The sequence below is a fragment of the Stenotrophomonas sp. Pemsol genome (assembly GCF_003586545.1).
Classification (GTDB): domain Bacteria; phylum Pseudomonadota; class Gammaproteobacteria; order Xanthomonadales; family Xanthomonadaceae; genus Stenotrophomonas; species Stenotrophomonas sepilia.
Genome location: NZ_CP025780.1, coordinates 1,280,681 through 1,298,866 on the forward strand (window position 1 = coordinate 1,280,681; position 18,186 = coordinate 1,298,866).

10 protein-coding genes and 1 pseudogene are annotated in these 18,186 nt (G+C 66.0%); 5 read left to right on the top strand and 6 right to left on the bottom strand.

Annotation, left to right across the window (positions count from 1 at the left end; translation table 11 throughout):
- Window positions 1–51 precede the first annotated feature (51 nt).
- A complete protein-coding gene (locus PEM_RS05945; RefSeq protein ID WP_005416097.1) occupies window positions 52–2,991 on the top strand; it encodes a TonB-dependent receptor in 2,940 nt (979 codons plus the stop codon).
- Window positions 2,992–3,001: 10 nt separating this feature from the next.
- Complete coding sequence (locus PEM_RS05950; protein ID WP_111128169.1) at window positions 3,002–4,597, top strand: alkaline phosphatase D family protein; 1,596 nt, start codon at window positions 3,002–3,004, stop codon at window positions 4,595–4,597.
- Between the two features lie 109 nt (window positions 4,598–4,706).
- On the opposite strand, the gene PEM_RS05955 is transcribed toward PEM_RS05950, so the two are convergent.
- The 4 genes from PEM_RS05955 to PEM_RS05970 form a co-directional block, all read right to left on the bottom strand.
- Window positions 4,707–6,815 (bottom strand): phospholipase C, phosphocholine-specific, encoded by a 2,109-nt coding sequence (locus PEM_RS05955; RefSeq protein ID WP_095377461.1) that lies wholly within the window; start codon window positions 6,813–6,815, stop codon window positions 4,707–4,709.
- A gap of 8 nt (window positions 6,816–6,823) precedes the next feature.
- Window positions 6,824–9,202 (bottom strand): TonB-dependent receptor, encoded by a 2,379-nt coding sequence (locus PEM_RS05960; RefSeq protein WP_095377460.1) that lies wholly within the window; start codon window positions 9,200–9,202, stop codon window positions 6,824–6,826.
- A gap of 115 nt (window positions 9,203–9,317) precedes the next feature.
- Window positions 9,318–10,244, bottom strand: coding sequence for a c-type cytochrome (locus PEM_RS05965; RefSeq protein WP_111128170.1), 927 nt, complete (start codon window positions 10,242–10,244; stop codon window positions 9,318–9,320).
- Window positions 10,241–11,587 (bottom strand): cytochrome c, encoded by a 1,347-nt coding sequence (locus PEM_RS05970; protein ID WP_111128178.1) that lies wholly within the window; start codon window positions 11,585–11,587, stop codon window positions 10,241–10,243. The genes PEM_RS05965 and PEM_RS05970 overlap by 4 nt, the downstream gene beginning before the upstream one ends.
- A gap of 182 nt (window positions 11,588–11,769) precedes the next feature.
- Here PEM_RS05970 and PEM_RS05975 point away from each other — a divergent pair, with 182 nt between their 5' ends.
- Entirely contained in the window at window positions 11,770–12,888 is a 1,119-nt protein-coding gene (locus tag PEM_RS05975; protein ID WP_005416104.1) for an alpha/beta fold hydrolase, read from the top strand.
- 81 nt (window positions 12,889–12,969) lie between these two features.
- Here the strand turns inward: PEM_RS05975 and PEM_RS05980 are convergent, their stop codons facing one another.
- A complete protein-coding gene (locus PEM_RS05980; protein ID WP_111128172.1) occupies window positions 12,970–14,109 on the bottom strand; it encodes an MFS transporter in 1,140 nt (379 codons plus the stop codon).
- A gap of 182 nt (window positions 14,110–14,291) precedes the next feature.
- On the opposite strand from PEM_RS05980, the pseudogene PEM_RS05985 reads away from it, so the two are divergent.
- Window positions 14,292–14,987: pseudogene (locus tag PEM_RS05985) on the top strand (alpha/beta hydrolase).
- 132 nt (window positions 14,988–15,119) lie between these two features.
- Window positions 15,120–17,318, top strand: a complete 2,199-nt coding sequence (locus PEM_RS05990) for a TonB-dependent siderophore receptor (protein WP_111128173.1) — start codon at window positions 15,120–15,122, stop codon at window positions 17,316–17,318.
- A 113-nt stretch (window positions 17,319–17,431) separates the two neighbouring features.
- Here the strand turns inward: PEM_RS05990 and PEM_RS05995 are convergent, their stop codons facing one another.
- A complete protein-coding gene (locus PEM_RS05995) occupies window positions 17,432–18,133 on the bottom strand; it encodes a pirin family protein (protein ID WP_005416106.1) in 702 nt (233 codons plus the stop codon).
- Window positions 18,134–18,186: the final 53 nt, after the last annotated feature.

Genomic DNA, 18,186 nt, shown 5'->3' on the forward strand with positions numbered 1-18,186 from the left:
TGCCGAGCCACGCAGCGGCGCCTGCTGCCTTCTCTCTTCCAAGGACCCGTGATGCGCAACACGCTCTACCTGTCGATCATCCTCGCCCTGTCTCCCTGCAGCGTGCCAATGGCGGCCGCGGCCGCGGCCGCTGCCGATGGCCTTGAAGCCCGCGTGTCGGCGCCGATCGCGGCGCAACCGCTGGCCCGTGCACTTGAGCAGTTGTCGCGCAGTTCCGGCGTGCAGTTCCTGTACTCGGGTAGCGGTGAAGCCCACATGGCCGGGGCTGTGCCACGTGGCGCCACCGTCAAGCAGGCGTTGGACGCACTGCTGGCGGGTACCGGCCTGGGCTACACCGTGGTGGATGGCAATGTCATCGCCATCGATCCGGCACCCGCACGCAACGCGCCGAAGCCAGCCGCGCCGATGCCGCGCGAGGCCGGAGCGGTGGTGGCGCCGACCCTGGACACGGTGAAGGTGATTGCCGCGCACGAGGTGATCGACCAGAAGAAGTCGTCGCCGGTGATCAAGGATTCGGTGGTCTACGACGAGATGGACAGCTACGGCGACGAGACCCTGGCCGAGAGCCTGATGGCCGCTCCAGGCCTGAGTGCGGTGGAGGATGCTGGTGAGCCACGTTACGTGACGGTACGCGGCGTGCAGGCCAACCTCAACTACACCACCATCGATGGCATCGCGATTGCCAGCGTGGGTGGCAGTGGCTCCGGGGAGCGCATGAACAACCTGCAGCTGATTCCCAGCGACATCGGCACCCGTACCGACATCTACAAGAGCTTCAGCGCGGAGCAGGCACCGGATGCGATCGGCGGTGTGATCGACATCATCAGCCGCAGTGCCTTCGACCGGTCGGGCAGGTACGTGTTTGCCGACGTGGCAGGCATCTATTCCACAGCCGAGACCAACGTCGAGCGCAGCGCTGGCGGCAACCACGAGACCCTGGGCCATTTCGGCAAGAGCGCCAAGATGGTGTTCTCCAACCAGTTCGGCGCCGACCAGGAGTTCGGCATCGTTGCGGTGGCACGCTATGAGCAGCGTTCACGCAACAGCGTCAAGCGCTGGGTGGAGTCGAACTACTACTACAACGACGCTGGAAAATACCTCACCGACGGCACCACGGGGCCGGACGAGGCCAAGGGCTGGAACGGCCTGCGTGCGCCTGGCAACTTCAGCACCGGCACCTATACCAACTTCATCACCAACTTCGGTGGCTCCGCCAAGCTTGAGTGGAAGCCCTCGGATGATCCGTTCTACGCATCGCTGCTGCTGTACTCGTACCGGTTCTACGAGAACTCAACGATGAACAAGACGGATCTGTACGGCAACGCCAAGTTTCCGATCCGCAACCAGACCGAGGACAGCGGCACCACGCAGATCAACAGCATCTACATCAAGAACCGCCACGACCGCTGGGACCGCAGCAACCGTGGCGCCATCGCCAGCTTCAACTGGGACGTCGGCGACCGTTCGCGCCTGACCCTGCGTGGTGGCCACACCGAAGAGACCTTCCACAACAACCAGGTCTACTGGGGTGTGCGCGCCTATCCAAGCAATCTGTTCGTCGACTACGAGAATGACAGTCACGGGTTCCCAAACGCGGTAGCGGTTTCTGATTCCAGCCTGTTGACCAGCTCCGCGTTCAAACTCAATCCGGCGCAGGCCTATGTCTCCCCGCGCGATGCCAAGGAGAGCATCGACAACCTGCGCGCGGACTTCAGCTACAACATCGACGCCGATGCGCGTGGCTTCGGCCTGGCCACCGGTGCCGAGTACCGCCACCTGAAGATCTGGCAGGACATCGACTTCGACTACTTCAGGAGCAGTGCCACGCTCAACGATTACCTGTATCCGGGTTCGACGCTGCTGGGCAGCGTGCCGGGCTTCCCGCTGATCGACAACCGCAAGTGGAACGAGGAACTGCTGCCGAAGCTGGGCAACAACAATGCGGCGTATCCGAATGCCAACTTCACCAGCGACTACAAGTACGTGGAGGACATCACCAATGCCTATGTGTCCGCTCACTACGCCTGGGACCGGCTGCTGCTGATCGGCGGCCTGCGTTACGACCACACCCGCTTCGATGCCTACAGCCCGTTCAGCGATGATGGCGGCAGTACGTATACCTCCGCCTTCCGCAACACGAGCGGTGGCTACAACAACCTGCTGCCTTCGTTGAATGCGACGTTCAAGCTGAGCGAGGACCAGCGCCTGCGCTTCTCCGCCAGCCGTACGCTGGGCCGGCCGACGCCGAGCAACATCGCCCAGGCCACCAGCACCAGCTGTGGCGATGACGAGGAGGGCAGGGGCTTCTGCACCATCAAGCAGGGCAATGCCAACCTGCAGCCGCGCCGTTCCACCAACGTCGACCTGGCGTGGGACCTGTATTTCAACGGCAACAATGGCCTGGTCTCGGTGGCGCTGTTCGACAAGGTGATCAAGGACGATATCTACACCCTGACCACGTTCGAGAACGTGGGGGACACCCGCTACCGGGTCACCCAGCCGATGAACACCGACGAGTCGAAGCTGCGTGGCGTTGAGTTCGCGGTGGCCAATCGCAATCTGCAGTGGGGCCGCCAGCGCTTCGACATGTACTTCAACGCGACGCGTCTGGAAGGCCAGACCAACTACCGCATCACCGATGGCACCGAGCGGCGCCTGGACCGCCTGCTGTACCAGCCGGACTGGTCGCTCAATGGGTCGGTGATCTGGCGCATGCCGTGGAAGAGCTCGCAACTGCGCCTGTCCGGAACCTACCGCAGCCGGATGCTGGTCGACTTCGGTGACACCGAATGGCTGGATTCGTACTACGACCCATACATGACGTTCAACATGGCTTTCAGCCACAAGGTCGGCAAGCACGTAACGCTGAAGTACGAGGCCAAGAACCTGTTCAACACGCAGCCAACCTACAGCACCGGTCCGAACGGGCGTTTCCGAACCGAGATCGACGACTACGGCCGCTTCTTCTATTTCCACATCATCTACAACTGAGGGGTCATCCGTGGAGACGATCAATCGCAGGCGATTCCTGGCCTTGGCCGGCCTGTCGGCCGCAGGGGCCTGGATGGGCACGGCGCGCGCACTGGCCGCGCAGACCGACGCCACTGCACTGAACCCACGCAACCTGCTGGCGTCGCCACGCTTTGCCAGCACGCCCTTCACCCTGGGCGTGGCCTCGGGTGATCCCTCGGCCGATGGCATGGTGCTGTGGACACGGCTGGCGACCGAGCCACTGGTGTTCGGTGGTGGCATGCCGGCCCGGCCGATGGTGGTCGAGTGGCAGCTGGCAGCAGACGAAGGCATGCGCAGGGTGGTACGCCAGGGCTCGGCAATGGCCCATCCCGAACTGGGCCATGCCGTCCACGTGGAGCTGGAAGGGTTGGCACCGGGCCGACCGTACTGGTATCGCTTCACCGTAGGCGGCCACGCCAGCGCAGTGGGTTGTACGCGCACGCTGCCGGCAGCCACGGCGGCGGTGGATCGCGTGCGCTTTGTGGTGGCTGGTTGCCAGCACTACGAAGAAGGCCACTACACCGCGTGGCGACGCATTGCCGAAGAACCGCTTGATTTCGTCTTCCACTATGGTGACTACATCTACGAAGGCGAAAGCCAGCCGGGTCTGCGGAAGATGAACGGCCAGCCGTTCACCAACCTGCGCAACCACGTCGGCCCGCAGATCTACACGCTGGATGATTACCGCCGCCGCTACGCCCAGTACAAGAGCGATGCCGACCTGCAGGCCGCTCATGCATCGGCTCCCTGGTTCGTCACCTTTGACGACCATGAAGTGGACAACAACTGGGCCGGCGCCGAAGACCAGGACGATACGCCCAGCGAAGTGTTCCTGCTGCGGCGTGCGCAGGCGTTCCAGGCCTACTACGAGAACATGCCGCTGCGCCGTTCGGCGTTCCCGCGCGACGGCCACATGCAGATGTACCGGCGCGCACGCTACGGCACGCTGATGGACCTGCACCTGCTCGACACCCGCCAGTACCGCAGCAAGCAGGTGAACATGACGCTGCGCGAGGAGGTGGAATCGCCGGAGCGCAGCATTGTGGGGGCGAAGCAGGAGCGCTGGCTGTTCGATGGCCTGTCCGATGCCGCGCCGCGCTGGCATACCATCGCCCACCAAGTGGCGCTGGGCAACTACATGCGCGAGAAGGACGGGGTAGTGCAGTCGTCCGATGACCAGTGGTCGGGCTACCTGGACAGCCGCCGGCGCCTGCTCGAGCACATCCAGAAGGTGGGCTTCGGCAACGTGGTGACCGCCTGCGGCGACGCGCATCGCCACTATGCCAGCGATCTGGTGCAGGACCACCGTGACTCGGGCGTGATCTCCAGCGAGTTCCTCGCCACGTCGATCACCTCTGGCGCCGATGGTCAGGGTGTGGATGCGTATGCCAGAAACCAATTAGCGCACAGCCCATATCTGAGGGCGACCACCGACAAGCGTGGCTACGTGCTGTGTGATGTCACCCGCGATGCGTGGATCGGCGACATGAAGACGCTGGATACCGTGATGCAGCCGAATGGCGTGCTGCAGAGCTGGAAACGCTATGCGGTGGAGCACGGCCGGCCGGGGCTGCAGGAGGCCTGAATCTGCCGATCTGCCGCGTAGAGCCGAGCCCATGCTCGGCTGCTTTGTCGGGGCAATGCGACCAGGGCGAGAAGCAGCCGAGCGTGGGCTCGGCTCTACAGAGGGCTCCTCAATCGTGCTCGAACCGCAAGGGCTCGCTGCCCATTGCCGGGTCACTGGTGCCGGGGCGCCCATCCTCGGCGCGGCCGGCCAGTCGCAGTGCACTGTCGCCCGCACCGATGCGCAGGTCGTACCACCCTGCGGTGGGCGCCGCGTCCCATGCCACCGTGGCCTCAGCATGCGCCGGCAGCGCCAGCGCCTGCTCAGGCATGTGCCCGGCATAGGCACCGGCCTGCACCCGCACATTCTGCGCGCTGTTGTGCAGATTGCGCAGGTGCAGCCGCAGCTGGCCGTCCGCGCGCTCGATCGAAGCCTGCACGGCAGGCGCCTTGAACGCACCTTGGAAGTGGCGGTGGAAGCCGTTCGGACCAAGCAGCCAAAGGTCATAGCGGCCCTGGGCGTCCAACGGCCAGCGCTCGCGCAGCGGCGTACCTGGCAGCAGCGTGTAGCGGCGTGGTACCGCATCCAGCCGCAGCCGATCGTAGACATGCAGCACTGCCGGCGCGCCTTCGCAGGACAGCGTCAGATCCACACCCAAGGCATCGACTGCGGCAATCGATGCCTGCGGTCGATAGGGTAGGGCGCGCGCGGGACGTACACCGCTTTCCTGTTTCGCTGGCTTCAGCCCCTCCGGCAGCGTGGGCACGGTGCGCCCCGGCAAGGCAGCTGCGCGTGCGGCAACCGCACTCACGTCGGGCAGGCCACGGACGAACGGGCGGGTATCGCGCTGGGCAAAGTCGAACGCAGTGCTGAGGTCGCCGCAGACCGCGCGGCGCCACGGCGAGATGTCCGCTGCGGCCACGCCAAAGCGGCGCTCGATCAGCCGTATGACCGAGGTGTGGTCGTACACCTGCGAATCGACCCAACCACCGCGACTCCACGGTGAGATCACGTACAGCGGCACGCGCGGTCCCAGACCGTACGGGCGCCCGCGCAGTTCGGCGAGATCGTACTTCTCGTCACCCGGGGCCGGGTGCCGGTGGTACTCGCCTTCGGTGCTGACCGAGGACACACCCGCCCAGCCACGGTCCACCGGCGAAGGCGGGGCAGGTGGCGGCATGTGGTCGAAGAAGCCATCGTTCTCGTCGAACATCAGCAGCAGGGCGGTGCGGCTCCACACGTCCGGATCGGCGGTCAGCGCATCCAGCACGCGTGCGGTATAGGCCGCGCCCTGTGCCGGGCTGGACGGGCCGGGATGTTCGCTGCCGGCCGCGTCGGCGATGATGAAGCTGACCTGCGGCAGGCGCCCGTCAATGACGTCCTGGCGCAGCTGCGTCAGGCCCCGCGTGCTGACCCCGCGCGCGCGCAGCTGCGGGTCATGCCCTGGCGCCGCGCGGTGGGCCTGACGAAAGGCCTCGAAACCCGCCAGCGGGTTGTCGGTGAAGTTGTCGGCCATGTCCTGGTAGATCTGCCAGGACACGCCGCCCCTCTGCAGGCGCTCGACATAGCTGGTCCAGCGGTACGACGCCGGGTACCCGCCCTGTTCGGGAAAGTTGTCGTGCGAATTGGCGATCACCGGGCCGCCGGCACGCGCATGCCCATCGTTGTGGCCGGTCCACAGGAACACCCGGTTCGGGTTGGTGCCGGCCTGCATTGCGCAGTGGTAGGCATCGCAGATCGTGAAGGCATCGGCCAGGGCGAACTGGAACGGCAGGTCGCTGCGCTGGAAGTAGCCCATCGAGTGGTTCTGCTTGGCCTTCGGCCATTGCCCCATGCGCCCGTGGTCCCACGCCCGATGGGCATCGGGCCAGGTATGCGGCGTGCCTTCCACGCGCATGTAGCCGAAGTGCGCGGCGGTATCCAGCGGGAACGGCGCGATCGCGCGCTCGCCGCTGGCATCGGGCTGCAGCCACAGGCTGCGGACGCGGCCACCTGCTTGCAGCGCGGCGGCAGGGGCGACGAACCGATCACCGAAGCCACGTACGCCCGGCAGCGTGCCGAAGTAGTGGTCGAACGAACGGTTCTCCTGCATGAACACCACGATGTGCTGCAGGTCTTCCAGGCTGCGCGTCTGCGCGGCGGGGGCGATCGCGGCGGCCCGGGCGATGCTGGGCAGCAGTGGAGAGAGGCCGGCGGCAACGCCGGCCTGCAACAACCGGCGTCGGCCGATATCGGTCACAGGCTCACTCACAGGTCCACGCGGAAAGAGATGCCGACGGTGCGCGGAGCGCCGATGAAGGCGTTGTCGCGCCCGTCCACCCCTGCAAGATACCGTTTATTGGTGAGGTTGCTCACCACCAGGTTGGCGCCCATGCCCTTCAGGCGCGGCGACAGGCCCTGCAGGTCGAAGCCGATGTTGGCGTTGAGCACGATCGCCGACGGCAGCTTGTTGACGTTGGCGGCGTCGAGATAGCGCGTGCCCAGGTAACGGCCGGACAGGCCGAAGTTCCAGTTCTCACCCTGCCAGTCCGCCGACAGGACGAGGGTCTGTTCGGGCTGGCCGATCACCTTGGCGCCGTCGACGATGCCCAGCTGGGTATCACGCGCGGCATCGCCACTGCCCAGGTATTTGGAGCGGTTGTAGGTATAGGCGGCGTTGAGGCGCCAGCCGTTGTCCCAGCCGTAGCCGAACGCGGCTTCCAGCCCGTTGCTCTCCACGCCGCCGAAGTTCTCGTAGACGCCGTCGGTCTCGCCGAGATAGTCGATGCCGCTGACGAAACCTGCCGGCAGGTAGACGATGCGATTGTCGAACTTGATGTTGTACAGGGTCACCGAGGCGGTCAGCGGCCAGCGGCTGATGCGCATGCCCACTTCAATGTTGTCGGCGGTCTCCGGCTCGACGTTGCGGAAGCGCTGCGGGTCGGTCTCGCCGAGCACGCCGGAAGGAATCGCGGCGAAGTTCTGCGAGAAGCCGGCGAACAGCTCCATGCCTTCCACGCCCGGTGCCCAGGTCAAGCCGGTGGACAGCAGCGGGTCGGACCTGGAATCGGATTTGACGTGTTCGCTGGCACCGATCACGCGGCGGCGCGACTGGTCGACGAAGAACTGCTTCACGCCCAGGCGTGCGCTGAACGGCCCGAAGCGCGCCACGTCCTCGATGTAGTACATCTGCTCGTCAACCTTGTACTTGTCCTCGAACTGTACCCAGTACGGCTGGTAGTCGAAGGCGATGTCCTGGCCGACGTTGAGCAGGCGATGCCAGTCGCGGCGCGCCGAACGGTCCAGCTTCTCCACCCACAGACCGCCACGGATCGTGTTGTCGACCGTGCCGAAGGTCTGCCGCCACTCGACGTCGGCGGTCACGCCCATGCGGTCGTTGTCGTAGTGCGTGTGGCGATACGACTGCGCGCCCAGCACGTTGCCGGCGTAGCAGTTCGGATCGTATTCGGCGGTGAAGCCCAGCTGCGGCGTGCAGTTGGCCAGGCGCTGCGCGGCGCTGCCGTCGGGATTGACGAAGAAGATCTGGCCACGGTTGCTGCCGCCGTACACGGTTTTTCCACCGATGTACTCCGACTCGGGGCGGCCCGCACCGTCATCGCTGACCTGCGCCAGATAGGGAGGCAGCCAGTCGCCACGACCTTGCATGCGGTGCCCGTAGGCGGCCACCGAGGCCTTGAAGCCGTTGCCACCGTCGAAGGCCGCGCGCAGGTAGCCGAAGGTGTTCTCGCGCAACGCACGCGAGCCGGAACGGTAGTTCTGGTCCAGGTAGGGAATGCCGGTGAGGATACCGACCAGGTTGTCGCGATCCGGATTGGTCGCGAAGCCCTTCGGTGAGACGCTGGTGTATTCCGGCTCGTCGGCATCGTTGTAGGACAGGTAGCCGGTCAGGGTCCAGCGATCCAGTTCGGTGATGAACTTGCCGGCGATGTGGTCGTTGCTGGTCTTGCCGCTGCCATCGATCCAGTCATGCACGCGCGCCGACGAGGCACTGACCCAGGCGCGGGTGTGGCCGCCGAGCAGGCCGGTGTCGTAGCGCACGTAGTACTTGCGCGCATCGTTGTCACCGGCGCCGACCACGAAGCGCAGGCGGCTGTCCTGCAGCGGGTCGCTGGTAAGGAAGTTGAGCGTGCCGCCCAGGGCCTCGTTCGAGCGCGAGGAGATATCGGCAGTGCCCTGGCTGACTTCCACCGTTTCCAGGTCGAGGGCGTCGATGTAGCGGTTGGCCAGCGAGCCGCCGCCGTAACCCGAACCGCCGTTGGGGAGGCCGTCGATGGTAGTGCCGATCTGCTGTGTGTCGCGGTTGGTGACAAAGCCACGCATGCTGATCTGCGTGCCCCACACCGATGAGCCGGTGGCATCGGCTTCGCTGACCACCACGCCGGGCACCTCGTTGAGTGCATCGTTAACGCTGCTCATCACGGTCTGCCGGTTCAGCGTTTCCGCGCGCACCGATGTCTTGGCGTAGCTGGTGGCCTGCCCGATCACCTGCACCTGATCGAGGGTGCGGGCATCGCTGCTGCGCGCTTCGGCCGCCTCGCCCTGCGGTGCTTCGGCCAGGGCGTCCAGTGCGGGGGCGATCAGCAGGGCCAGCAGCGAGACACGGGGAAAACGCGCAATCGTTCGCATCGAAACCGGACCTTCAGCAGAGGGAAGCCCCGGAGTGTCGGCAGCGCCAATGACATCGGCATGACGCGAAGATGCAGGAACCGTGTTGTGTGACGGCCCGCAGCTGCTGCCTGCATCAGTACCGCGCGTCCTTGGGTTTCGGGTCGCGCGGCCAGTCCTTGGCCTTGTTGGCGAAGTCCGGCCGCGGCTGGTTGATGAAATAGCTGGCGATGTCCACCGCATCCTGGTCGGGCATCACCTGCTGCCCCAGTGGGGGCTCGCGGCTCACCGCCGGCGGCATGTTGTGCTTGACGAAGCCGGCGGCCTTGTACAGGCGCGCCATGCCGGCGCCGATGTTGAAACTGTGGTCGCCCCACAGCGGCGGGAAGGCGATGTCACCGCTGGCGTCGCGCCGTCCTCCGCCGTTGTCGCCATGGCACGCGGCGCACTGCACGGCGTACAGTGCCTGGCCACGGATCGGGTCCGGGGCCAGCGTGCTGTCGATGGGCCCCTCACTGGGGGCGGACACCTTTGCACCCTCTGGCACAGGACTGCTCAACCACGCCATGTAATCGAGCATCGCGCGCATCTGCGGCGAGTCCTTCGGCAGAGGCTTGCCGTTCATCGAACGCTGCAGGCATCCGTTGATGCGCTCGGTCAGCCCGATCACCTTGCCCGGGCGCGGCATGTAACGCGGATAGGCGCCGCCGCCGGTGTTGAAGTAGTGATTGCCGAAAGGCCGCTTGCCTTCGGCCATGTGGCACGAATTGCAGTTCAGATCGTTGCCGACATTGTCCGGCAGCAGCCGTGCAGTCTCGTTGAGGAGGCGGCGGCCGAGCATCACCGATTCGGCATTGCCGAGACCGGCGATCTCCTCGGCACTCGGCGCATGGTAGTGGCCGACCACTTTGCCCTGCGCATCGAGGATCTCGATCGTGCTGGCGACGGCGGCATCCAGGTCCGGGTACAGATGACGGTAGGCCAGGGTACCGGCGCCGGTCAGCACCATGAGGGTGATCGCACTGCCGAGCAGCAGGCGGGGACGCGTGCGCGAACGCTTCATTGTGCGGCCTCCTGCGGAACGTAGTGCACCGGCTTGTCGCGCACCACCCGACGCATGCGCGCCACGTCGACCTCGCTCACTGCGCTGGCCTGATTGCCCCAGCTGCTGCGGATGAAGGTCAGGATCTGTGCCAGCTGCGCGTTCGGCAGCTGCTCGAAGCCTGGCATGCTGAAGGCCATGCGGTCGTGCCGGGTATGTGGTGTGCGGCCGCCGATCAGGGTCACCTGCACCAGCGAGCTGGGGTCATCGGCGAACACGATCGAGTTGCCCGCCAGCGCCGGATAGACGCGGGCCATGCCGCGGCCGTCGGCGCGGTGGCAGGCCTGGCAGTGCTCGGCATAGGCCAGCGAACCGGCCACGCGATAGTCGCCGCTGCGCAGTGCGGCGGTGGTGGTGTCGGTACCGGGGGACCACTGCGAACTGCGGCCCTCACGCGCCGGCAGCTGTTTCAGGTAGCGGGCCATGGCCAGCAGGTCGGCGTCGGACAGGTACTGCGTGCTGTGCTCGACCACGTCGGCCATGCCACCGAAGGCCGCCGATCGATCAGTGCGCCCGGTGCGCAGGAAGTCCACGATCTCACCCTCGCGCCAGCTGGCCAGGCCGGTCGATTCGCTGCGCAGGTTCTTCGCGTACCAGCCTTCCAGCACCGAACCGGACAGGAACTGGCGGCTGCCATCATCGGCCATCGCCTTTTCCTGGAACGCCAGCCCGCGTGGCGTGTGGCAGGCACCGCAATGCGCCAGGCCTTCCACCAGTTCGGCACCACGCTGCTGGCCGGCGTCCAGCGACGGATCCGGGCTGAAGCTGCGTGGGCGTGCGAACAGCAGTTGCCACCATGCCAGAGGCCAGCGCATGTTGGCGGGCCATGGAATCGTGCTGTCGGCGTTGTCCTGCTGCACCGGCTGCACCGAGCCCATGAAATAGGCGTACAGCGCCTTGATCTCGGCGTCGCGGGCAATCACGTACGAGGCGTACGGCATTGCCGGATACAACGGCTGGCCATCGTGACGGATGCCGCGACGTACCGCGCGTTCAAAGTCGGCGTAGTCGTAGGCACCGATGCCGGTCTGCGGATCGGGCGTGATGTTGGTCGAGTAGATCGTGCCCATCGGCGTCTGCATGCCGAGGCCACCGGCGAACGGCTTGCCGCCCGGCGCGGTGTGGCAGGCCGCACAGTCGGCGGCGCGCGACAGGTACTGCCCCTGTGCGATCAGCGCCGGGTCGTGGATGTCGACCTGCGCGGCCTGCCGAGGTGCGAACCAGTAGGGCGTGCTGCGGGCGATGCCATAGGCGGCGGCCAGCGTGGCGGCCAGGGCAATGGCGAGCTTGAACGAGGTGCGCATGGGGGCACTGTGGGCAAGCATGCCGGCGTATTCATTGATCCGGATCAATGCCGAGGTCGATCGCGCCATTGTGACAACCTGAATCGATCCCGCATTGTCATCAAGCCGTCATCCACGCGCGATAGATGGCCTACGCCCGCGTCGTTAACCTGCCACGCTGTCGCATCCTTTCCCGATTGCCCATGAAGCGCCTGCTGCTGTTGCTGCTGGCGTGCGCCGGCCTGTGGCTGGCTGCATGCTCATCCTCGATCAACGCCTCGTCTACCTCGCTTGCCGACCGGCTGATCGCGCCAGGCGGCGTGTCGACCCTGCTCGATCGCCCGCGCATCGCCGCGGCCATTGCCGGGCTGCCCAACCGCCATGGCTTCGCAGCGGGTCGCGATGGCGTGCCGATCTTCTGGCGCGTGTTCGACCCCGGCGACTACGGCGCGCGGTACCACTACCTTCCGCAGCGTCATGAGAACGGCCTGCCTCTTGATACCGGCCTGAGTCTGGCCGTGCCACAGCCGTTCCGCGCGCAGGCGCCACGCGGCACCGTGGTGCTGCTGCATGGGTGGATGATGAATGGTGATTCGATGCTGCCATGGTCGCTGCAGCTGGCCGAGTCCGGCTACCGCGTGGTCACGCTCGATCTGCGCAACCATGGCCAGTCCGGTGCAGGTCCGTCCGGCTATGGCACCTATGAATCGGATGACGTCGTCGATGTCATCGGCGAGCTGCGCGCGCGCGGCGAAGTGACCGGCCCGCTGTACCTGTTCGGTGTGTCCTATGGTGCGGCCACGGCGGTGTTCACCGCCGACAAGCTGGGTGACCAGGTGGCCGGCGTGGTGGCGATGGAATCGTTCGCCAATGCCGGTGCGGCGATCCGCACGATGATCCCGCACCTGATGGGACTGCAGCCGGAGGGCCTGAAGGCGCAGGCGGTGGCGTCGTACGCACGCTGGCGCTATGGGGGCCAGGACATCAACCAGGTGATCGCCGCCGCCAGCCGCCGTATCGATGTCGATCTGGACCGCGTCGACGTCGCGCGTGCGCTGGCCGATACCCGCGCCTGTGTGCTGTTGCTGCACGGGCAGGGTGACCAGCACATTCCGGTCAGCCAGGGCCGGCAGCTTGCGCAGGCCAACCCGCGCGCGCACTACATCGAAATGCGTGGAGAGGACCACATCACCCTGCCGCTGCGGCTGGACCTGCTGGCCGGCGTAGTGGATGACTGGATGGCGCGCGACGAGCACCACCCGCAGAGCGCGTGCCCAGCCCCACAGCTGCCGGCCCAGGCCGAATGGCTGGCACACGGCTGAAAAAAGGGGACGGAGGGGATTAAGTCGTTTGCAGCACACTCGGGGCAGATGCGACTTAATCCCCTCCGTCCCCTTTTTCTGTCAGGCCACGCGTCGGGCCAGTGAGCGGGCGGAGGCGGCTACGCCCAGCAGCAGTAGGGCGACGCACAGGAAGGCAAAGCCGAGGCTGGTGGCATGTGCCACTGCGCCGATCGCCGCCGGACCAGCGAGGATGCCGGCGTAACCCAGTGTGGTCACGGCAGTGATGGCGATGCTTTCCGGCATCACCCGCTGCTGGCCTGCCATCGAGAACAGCGCCGGCACGATGTTGGCGCAGCCCAGCCCAACCAGCACGTAGCCGGCCAGCGCCACCGGAAACGAGGGCACCAGCGTGGCCAGGGTGAAGCCTGCCGCGGCCGTGATACCGCCGAAGACCAGGGTGCGGGTGCGGCCGAGGTGCTCGACGATGCCGTCACCGAACAGGCGCATTGCCGTCATCGCCAGGGTGAACAACGCAAAGCCGGCCCCGGCCTGGTCACGCGGCACCTGCAGCACTTCGGCCAGGAACACGGCGCTCCAGTCCAGCATTGAGCCCTCGGCGAGGAACACCACGAAGGCCAGTACGCCGATGAACAGCACCACGCCATGCGGCAGTGCCAGCAAGGGGCCTTCGTGCAGGATCCGTTGCGGACGCCAATGCGGCGCCGACAGCATCGCAACCAGCAGCAGCGCCACCACCGAAACCAGCGCGGCCAGCCACAGCGGCGTGCCGAGGATCAGCAGCCCGGTCATGCAGCCAGCACCGACGAATCCACCGATGCTGTAGAAGGCGTGGAAGCCGGACATCATCGCGCGCCCGGCATCGCGCTCGACCGCCACCGCCTGCATGTTCATCGCACAATCCAGTGCACCGACGCCGGCACCGAACACAAACAGTGCCGCGCCCAGCGACACCGGCGAGGGTGCCAGCACCAGCAAGGGCAGGGCGCACAGCATCATCGCGCAGGTGATCACCATCACCCGGCGGCAACCCAATCGCCCGGTCAGTGCACCTGCCAGTGGCATCGCCAGCAACGAACCCAGCCCAAGACACAGCAGCACGGCGCCGAGGCTGGCGTCGGACAGCCCGGCCTTGGCCTTGGCATAGGGCACCATCGGCGCCCACGCGGCGGTGGCGAATCCGGGAATGAAGAAGGCGGCACGGGTAGCGTGCTGTTGGGCACGTGGGGATGAAGGCGTCATGCGCGATGCGAGATCCGGGGGGCTTCATGAAATCGTTTTCAGGGCGGATCGGCAAGTGCCATGCATGACATTGAACGACGCATACGATTGCAGTGATTCGATTGCGTCACCAGCGATTAACGCCGCACACGGACAGTGGCTGCACGGCCCGCATCCCGCCGGCCGCTCCCGGAGACCCGTACATGAGCACGACACCCACCATCCTCCTCGTCCATGGATTCTGGGGCGGGGCCGCACATTGGGCCAAGGTGATCCTGGAACTGCATCGCAACGGCCACGACCGTGTGCAGGCGGTGGAACTGCCGCTCACCTAGCTGGCCGACGACGCAGGACGCACCCAGAAAATGATCCGGCAGATCGACGGGCCGGTGCTGCTGGTCGGCCACTCCTACGGCGGCGCGGTGATCAGCCAGGCCGGTAACGAGCCCAACGTGAAGGGCCTGGTCTACATCGCTGCCTTCGCGCCTGATGCAGGCGAGAGCGCCGGTGGCATCACCCAGCAGCACCTGCCGGAGGCGGCGCCGAACCTGGCACCGGACAGCGATGGCTACCTGTGGCTGCGTGCGGACAAGTTCCATGAGAGCTTCTGCCAGGACCTGAGCGACGACGAAGGCCGGGTGATGGCGGTGACCCAGAAGGCGCCGCTGGCCAGCACATTCGGCGACACGGTCAGCGACCCGGCGTGGAAACACCAGCCGAGCTGGTACCAGCTGTCCCGCCATGACCGCATGATCGCGCCGGACAACCAGAAGGCCATGGCCACGCGCATGCAGCCCAAGCGCCTGCTGGAGCTGGATGCCAGCCATGCCTCGCTGGCCTCGCAGCCGAAGGAAGTGACCGCGCTGATCCTGGAGGCCTGCGCCGCCATCGGCGGCTGAGACCGCCGCAGCACACCGCACGACAGCCGGGGCGCAGGGGAGTACACTCCTGCGCCTGCGGCCATCCGGCCGCTCCCCTCTCTTCCCTCAAGCCGCCGCCAGAGGATCCCACCCTATCGTGGAGGTCCCGCCGTGCTGTCTGTGCCTGTCCGTTTTCCGCTCTTGTTCCCGCGTCGCCTGCCGCTGCCGCATGCACTGGCCCAAGGCCTGCTACTGCTTGCACTGGGCAGCGGCACCGCCGCTGCCCAGTCCACCCAGGACGAGGACAAGGCCAAACCGGCACCCGCCTCGCAGACCCTGCAGACCGTGCAGGTCACTGCCAACCTGCTCGGCACCATCACCGAGGGCAGCGGCGCCTACACGCCCGGCACCATTGCCACCGCCACCCGCCTGGTGCTGACGCCGCGGCAGACGCCGCAGACCATCAGCGTGATCACCCGCGCCGAGATGGATGACTTCGGCCTGCACGGCATCGATGATGTGATGCGGGTGACCCCTGGCATCAGCATCGTCACCTATGACAGCGAACGCACCGAGTACTACGCACGCGGGTTTGCCGTGCAGAACTTCCAGTACGACGGCATTCCCATGTCGCGCGACTCGGCCTATTCGGCCGGCAACACGCTCAGCGACACCGCCATCTACGACCGCATCGAAGTGCTCAAGGGCGCCACCGGCCTGCTGACCGGCATGGGCGATCCCGGTGCGACCATCAACCTGGTGCGCAAGAAGCCGGGCAAGGACTTCGCTGGCAGCGCGACGCTGGGTGTGGGGCGCTGGGATGATTACCGCGCCGAGATCGATGTCGGCGGCCCGCTGGCAGCCGATGGGCGCGTGCGGGGCCGTGCGGTGGGCGCCTGGCAGGACAAGCATTCCAATCTCGATTACTACCAGCGCACCAGCAAGGTCGGCTACGCAGTACTGGAAGCCGATCTGGGTGAACGTACGCTGCTGACCGTAGGCGGCGATGCGATGGACAGCGACCCGAAGGGCTCGACCTGGGGCGGTATTCCGCTGCTGGACAGTGCCGGCAACTTCAACGACATGCCGCGTTCGTTCAACAACGGCACCCGCTGGAGCGGGTGGCGCCAGTATGTGCGTACCGGCTTTGCCACGCTGGAGCACACCTTCGACAACGACTGGGTGGCCAAGCTGCAGGTCAACCACCAGGTCAACGGCTATGACGCCGCATTGGCGGGAGCCGCCGGTGGCAATCCCGATCCGGTTACCGGCGAAGGCGTGTCATTGTGGCTGGGAAAGTACGTCGGCAAGACCGTCAGCAATGCGGTCGACTTCTATCTGAGCGGTCATTTCGGCCTGTTTGGCCGCGAGCATGAACTGGTGGTGGGCGGCAGTGCTTCGCGCAAGCGCTGGACCAATACCGGCTACGCGCCGCAGTCCGGCTATCCGACCGAGGTGCCCGATTACCGCGCATGGCAGGGCGACATTCTCGAGCCGCAATGGCAGCGCAGCTACGACAACAATGAAGTGACCCGCGAGAATGGCCTGTACGTGGTCGGTCGCTTCGACGTCGCCGATCCACTGAAGGTGATCGTCGGTAGCCGCCTGGCCAGCTATCGTTCGCCGGGCACGCACGAGACCGGCGTGTTCGTACCGTATGCCGGCGTGGTCCATGACCTCGGCGAGCACTATTCGGTGTACGCCAGCTACAGCACCATCTTCAAGCCGCAGGGGCAGCGCGACGAGCAGGGCAAGGCGTTGGATCCGCTGGAGGGTCGCAGCTACGAGATGGGCCTGAAGGCCGAGTTCCTCGATGGCCGCTTCAACGCCAGTGCAGCGCTGTTCCAGCTCGACCAGGACAACTTCGCCCAGCCCACCGGTGGCAAGACGCCGGACGGGCAGGATGCGTATCGCGCCCTGATGGGCGTGCGGACCAAGGGCTACGAGCTTGAGATGTCGGGCCAGCTGGCAGAAGGCTGGCAGGTGCAGGGTGGGTTCTCGCACAAGATCGCCCGCCAGGCCGGTGCCAAGGTCACCACGCTGGAACCGGAAAACCAGTTCAGCCTCCACAGCAGCTATCGCCTGCGTGGTGACTGGAAAGGGCTGACGCTGGGCGGTGGCGCGCGCTGGCAGGATTCCACCTTTGGCGAGATCAGCAACCCGGCCGCCGGCGCGCAGGTCGTGCATCGCACCCAGCCGTACTGGCTGCTTGATGCGATGGCACGCTATGAATTCAATGATCGGCTGTCGGCCACGCTCAACGTCAACAATCTGCTGGACAAGCGCTACTACACGATCTTCAGCTGGTACAGCACCTACACCTGGGGCGAGCCGCGCAATGTACGGTTGAGCTTGAATTACAGGTTCTGACGCGGGTCGTGTAGAGCCGAGCCTACGCTCGGCTGGCTGTCAATCCGCAGCCGAGCGTGGGCTCGGCTCTACACATACGCCCGCGATGCTCTGCAGCATCGCGGGCGTTGTCGTTACAGCGGCAGGTCGAACACCAGCACTTCGGCGTCGTTGCCGTTTTCCAGGGTCAGCTGGGCTTCGTCACTGACCTGCAGCGCATCACCGGCTTCCAGGGTGATGCCGTTGACCTGCAGCTGGCCACGCGCCACCTGCACATAGGCGCCACGACCGTTGCCGAGGGCGTGATGCAGCTTCTGGCCGCCATCAAGAATGGTGGCGAAGATGCGGGCATCCTGGTGGATGCGCAGCGAACCCTCGGCACCGTCCGGCGAAGCGATCAGGCGCAGCTGGCCGCGCTTGCTGTCCGGCGTGAAGTGGGTCTCCTCGTAGGACGGCGCGATGTTCTCGGTGTCCGGGAAGATCCAGATCTGCAGGAAGTGCACGGTCTCGTCGGCCGAGTGGTTGAACTCGCTGTGGGTGACGCCGCTCCCGGCGCTCATGCGCTGCACGTCGCCGTAGCGCAGCACCGAACCGGTGCCCATCGAGTCCTTGTGTTCCAGTGCACCGCCCAGCACGTAGGAGATGATTTCCATGTTGCTGTGGCCGTGGGTTCCGAAGCCCTGGCCGCCGATCACCTTGTCTTCGTTGATCACCCGCAACGGGCCGAAGCTGACGTAACGGGGGTCGTAGTAGTTGGCGAAGGAGAAGGTATGGCGCGAGGACAGCCAGCCATGCTCGGCCAGGCCACGGGTAGCGCTCTTGCGGATCTGCAGCATGAGGGAATCTCCTTGTTCGATGGTTTCGATGGGGCGGGGTGGGCCAGTGACCG

Bases quoted from the DNA above. Each gene is read 5' to 3' on its own strand.
- PEM_RS05945 (WP_005416097.1), top strand. From the start codon at position 52: ATGCGCAACACGCTCTACCTGTCGATCATCCTCGCCCTGTCTCCCTGC.
- PEM_RS05975 (WP_005416104.1), top strand. From the start codon at position 11,770: ATGAAGCGCCTGCTGCTGTTGCTGCTGGCGTGCGCCGGCCTGTGGCTG.
- PEM_RS05980 (WP_111128172.1), bottom strand. From the start codon at position 14,109: ATGACGCCTTCATCCCCACGTGCCCAACAGCACGCTACCCGTGCCGCC.
- PEM_RS05960 (WP_095377460.1), bottom strand. From the start codon at position 9,202: ATGCGAACGATTGCGCGTTTTCCCCGTGTCTCGCTGCTGGCCCTGCTG.
- PEM_RS05965 (WP_111128170.1), bottom strand. From the start codon at position 10,244: ATGAAGCGTTCGCGCACGCGTCCCCGCCTGCTGCTCGGCAGTGCGATC.
- PEM_RS05995 (WP_005416106.1), bottom strand. From the start codon at position 18,133: ATGCTGCAGATCCGCAAGAGCGCTACCCGTGGCCTGGCCGAGCATGGC.
- PEM_RS05970 (WP_111128178.1), bottom strand. From the start codon at position 11,587: ATGCGCACCTCGTTCAAGCTCGCCATTGCCCTGGCCGCCACGCTGGCC.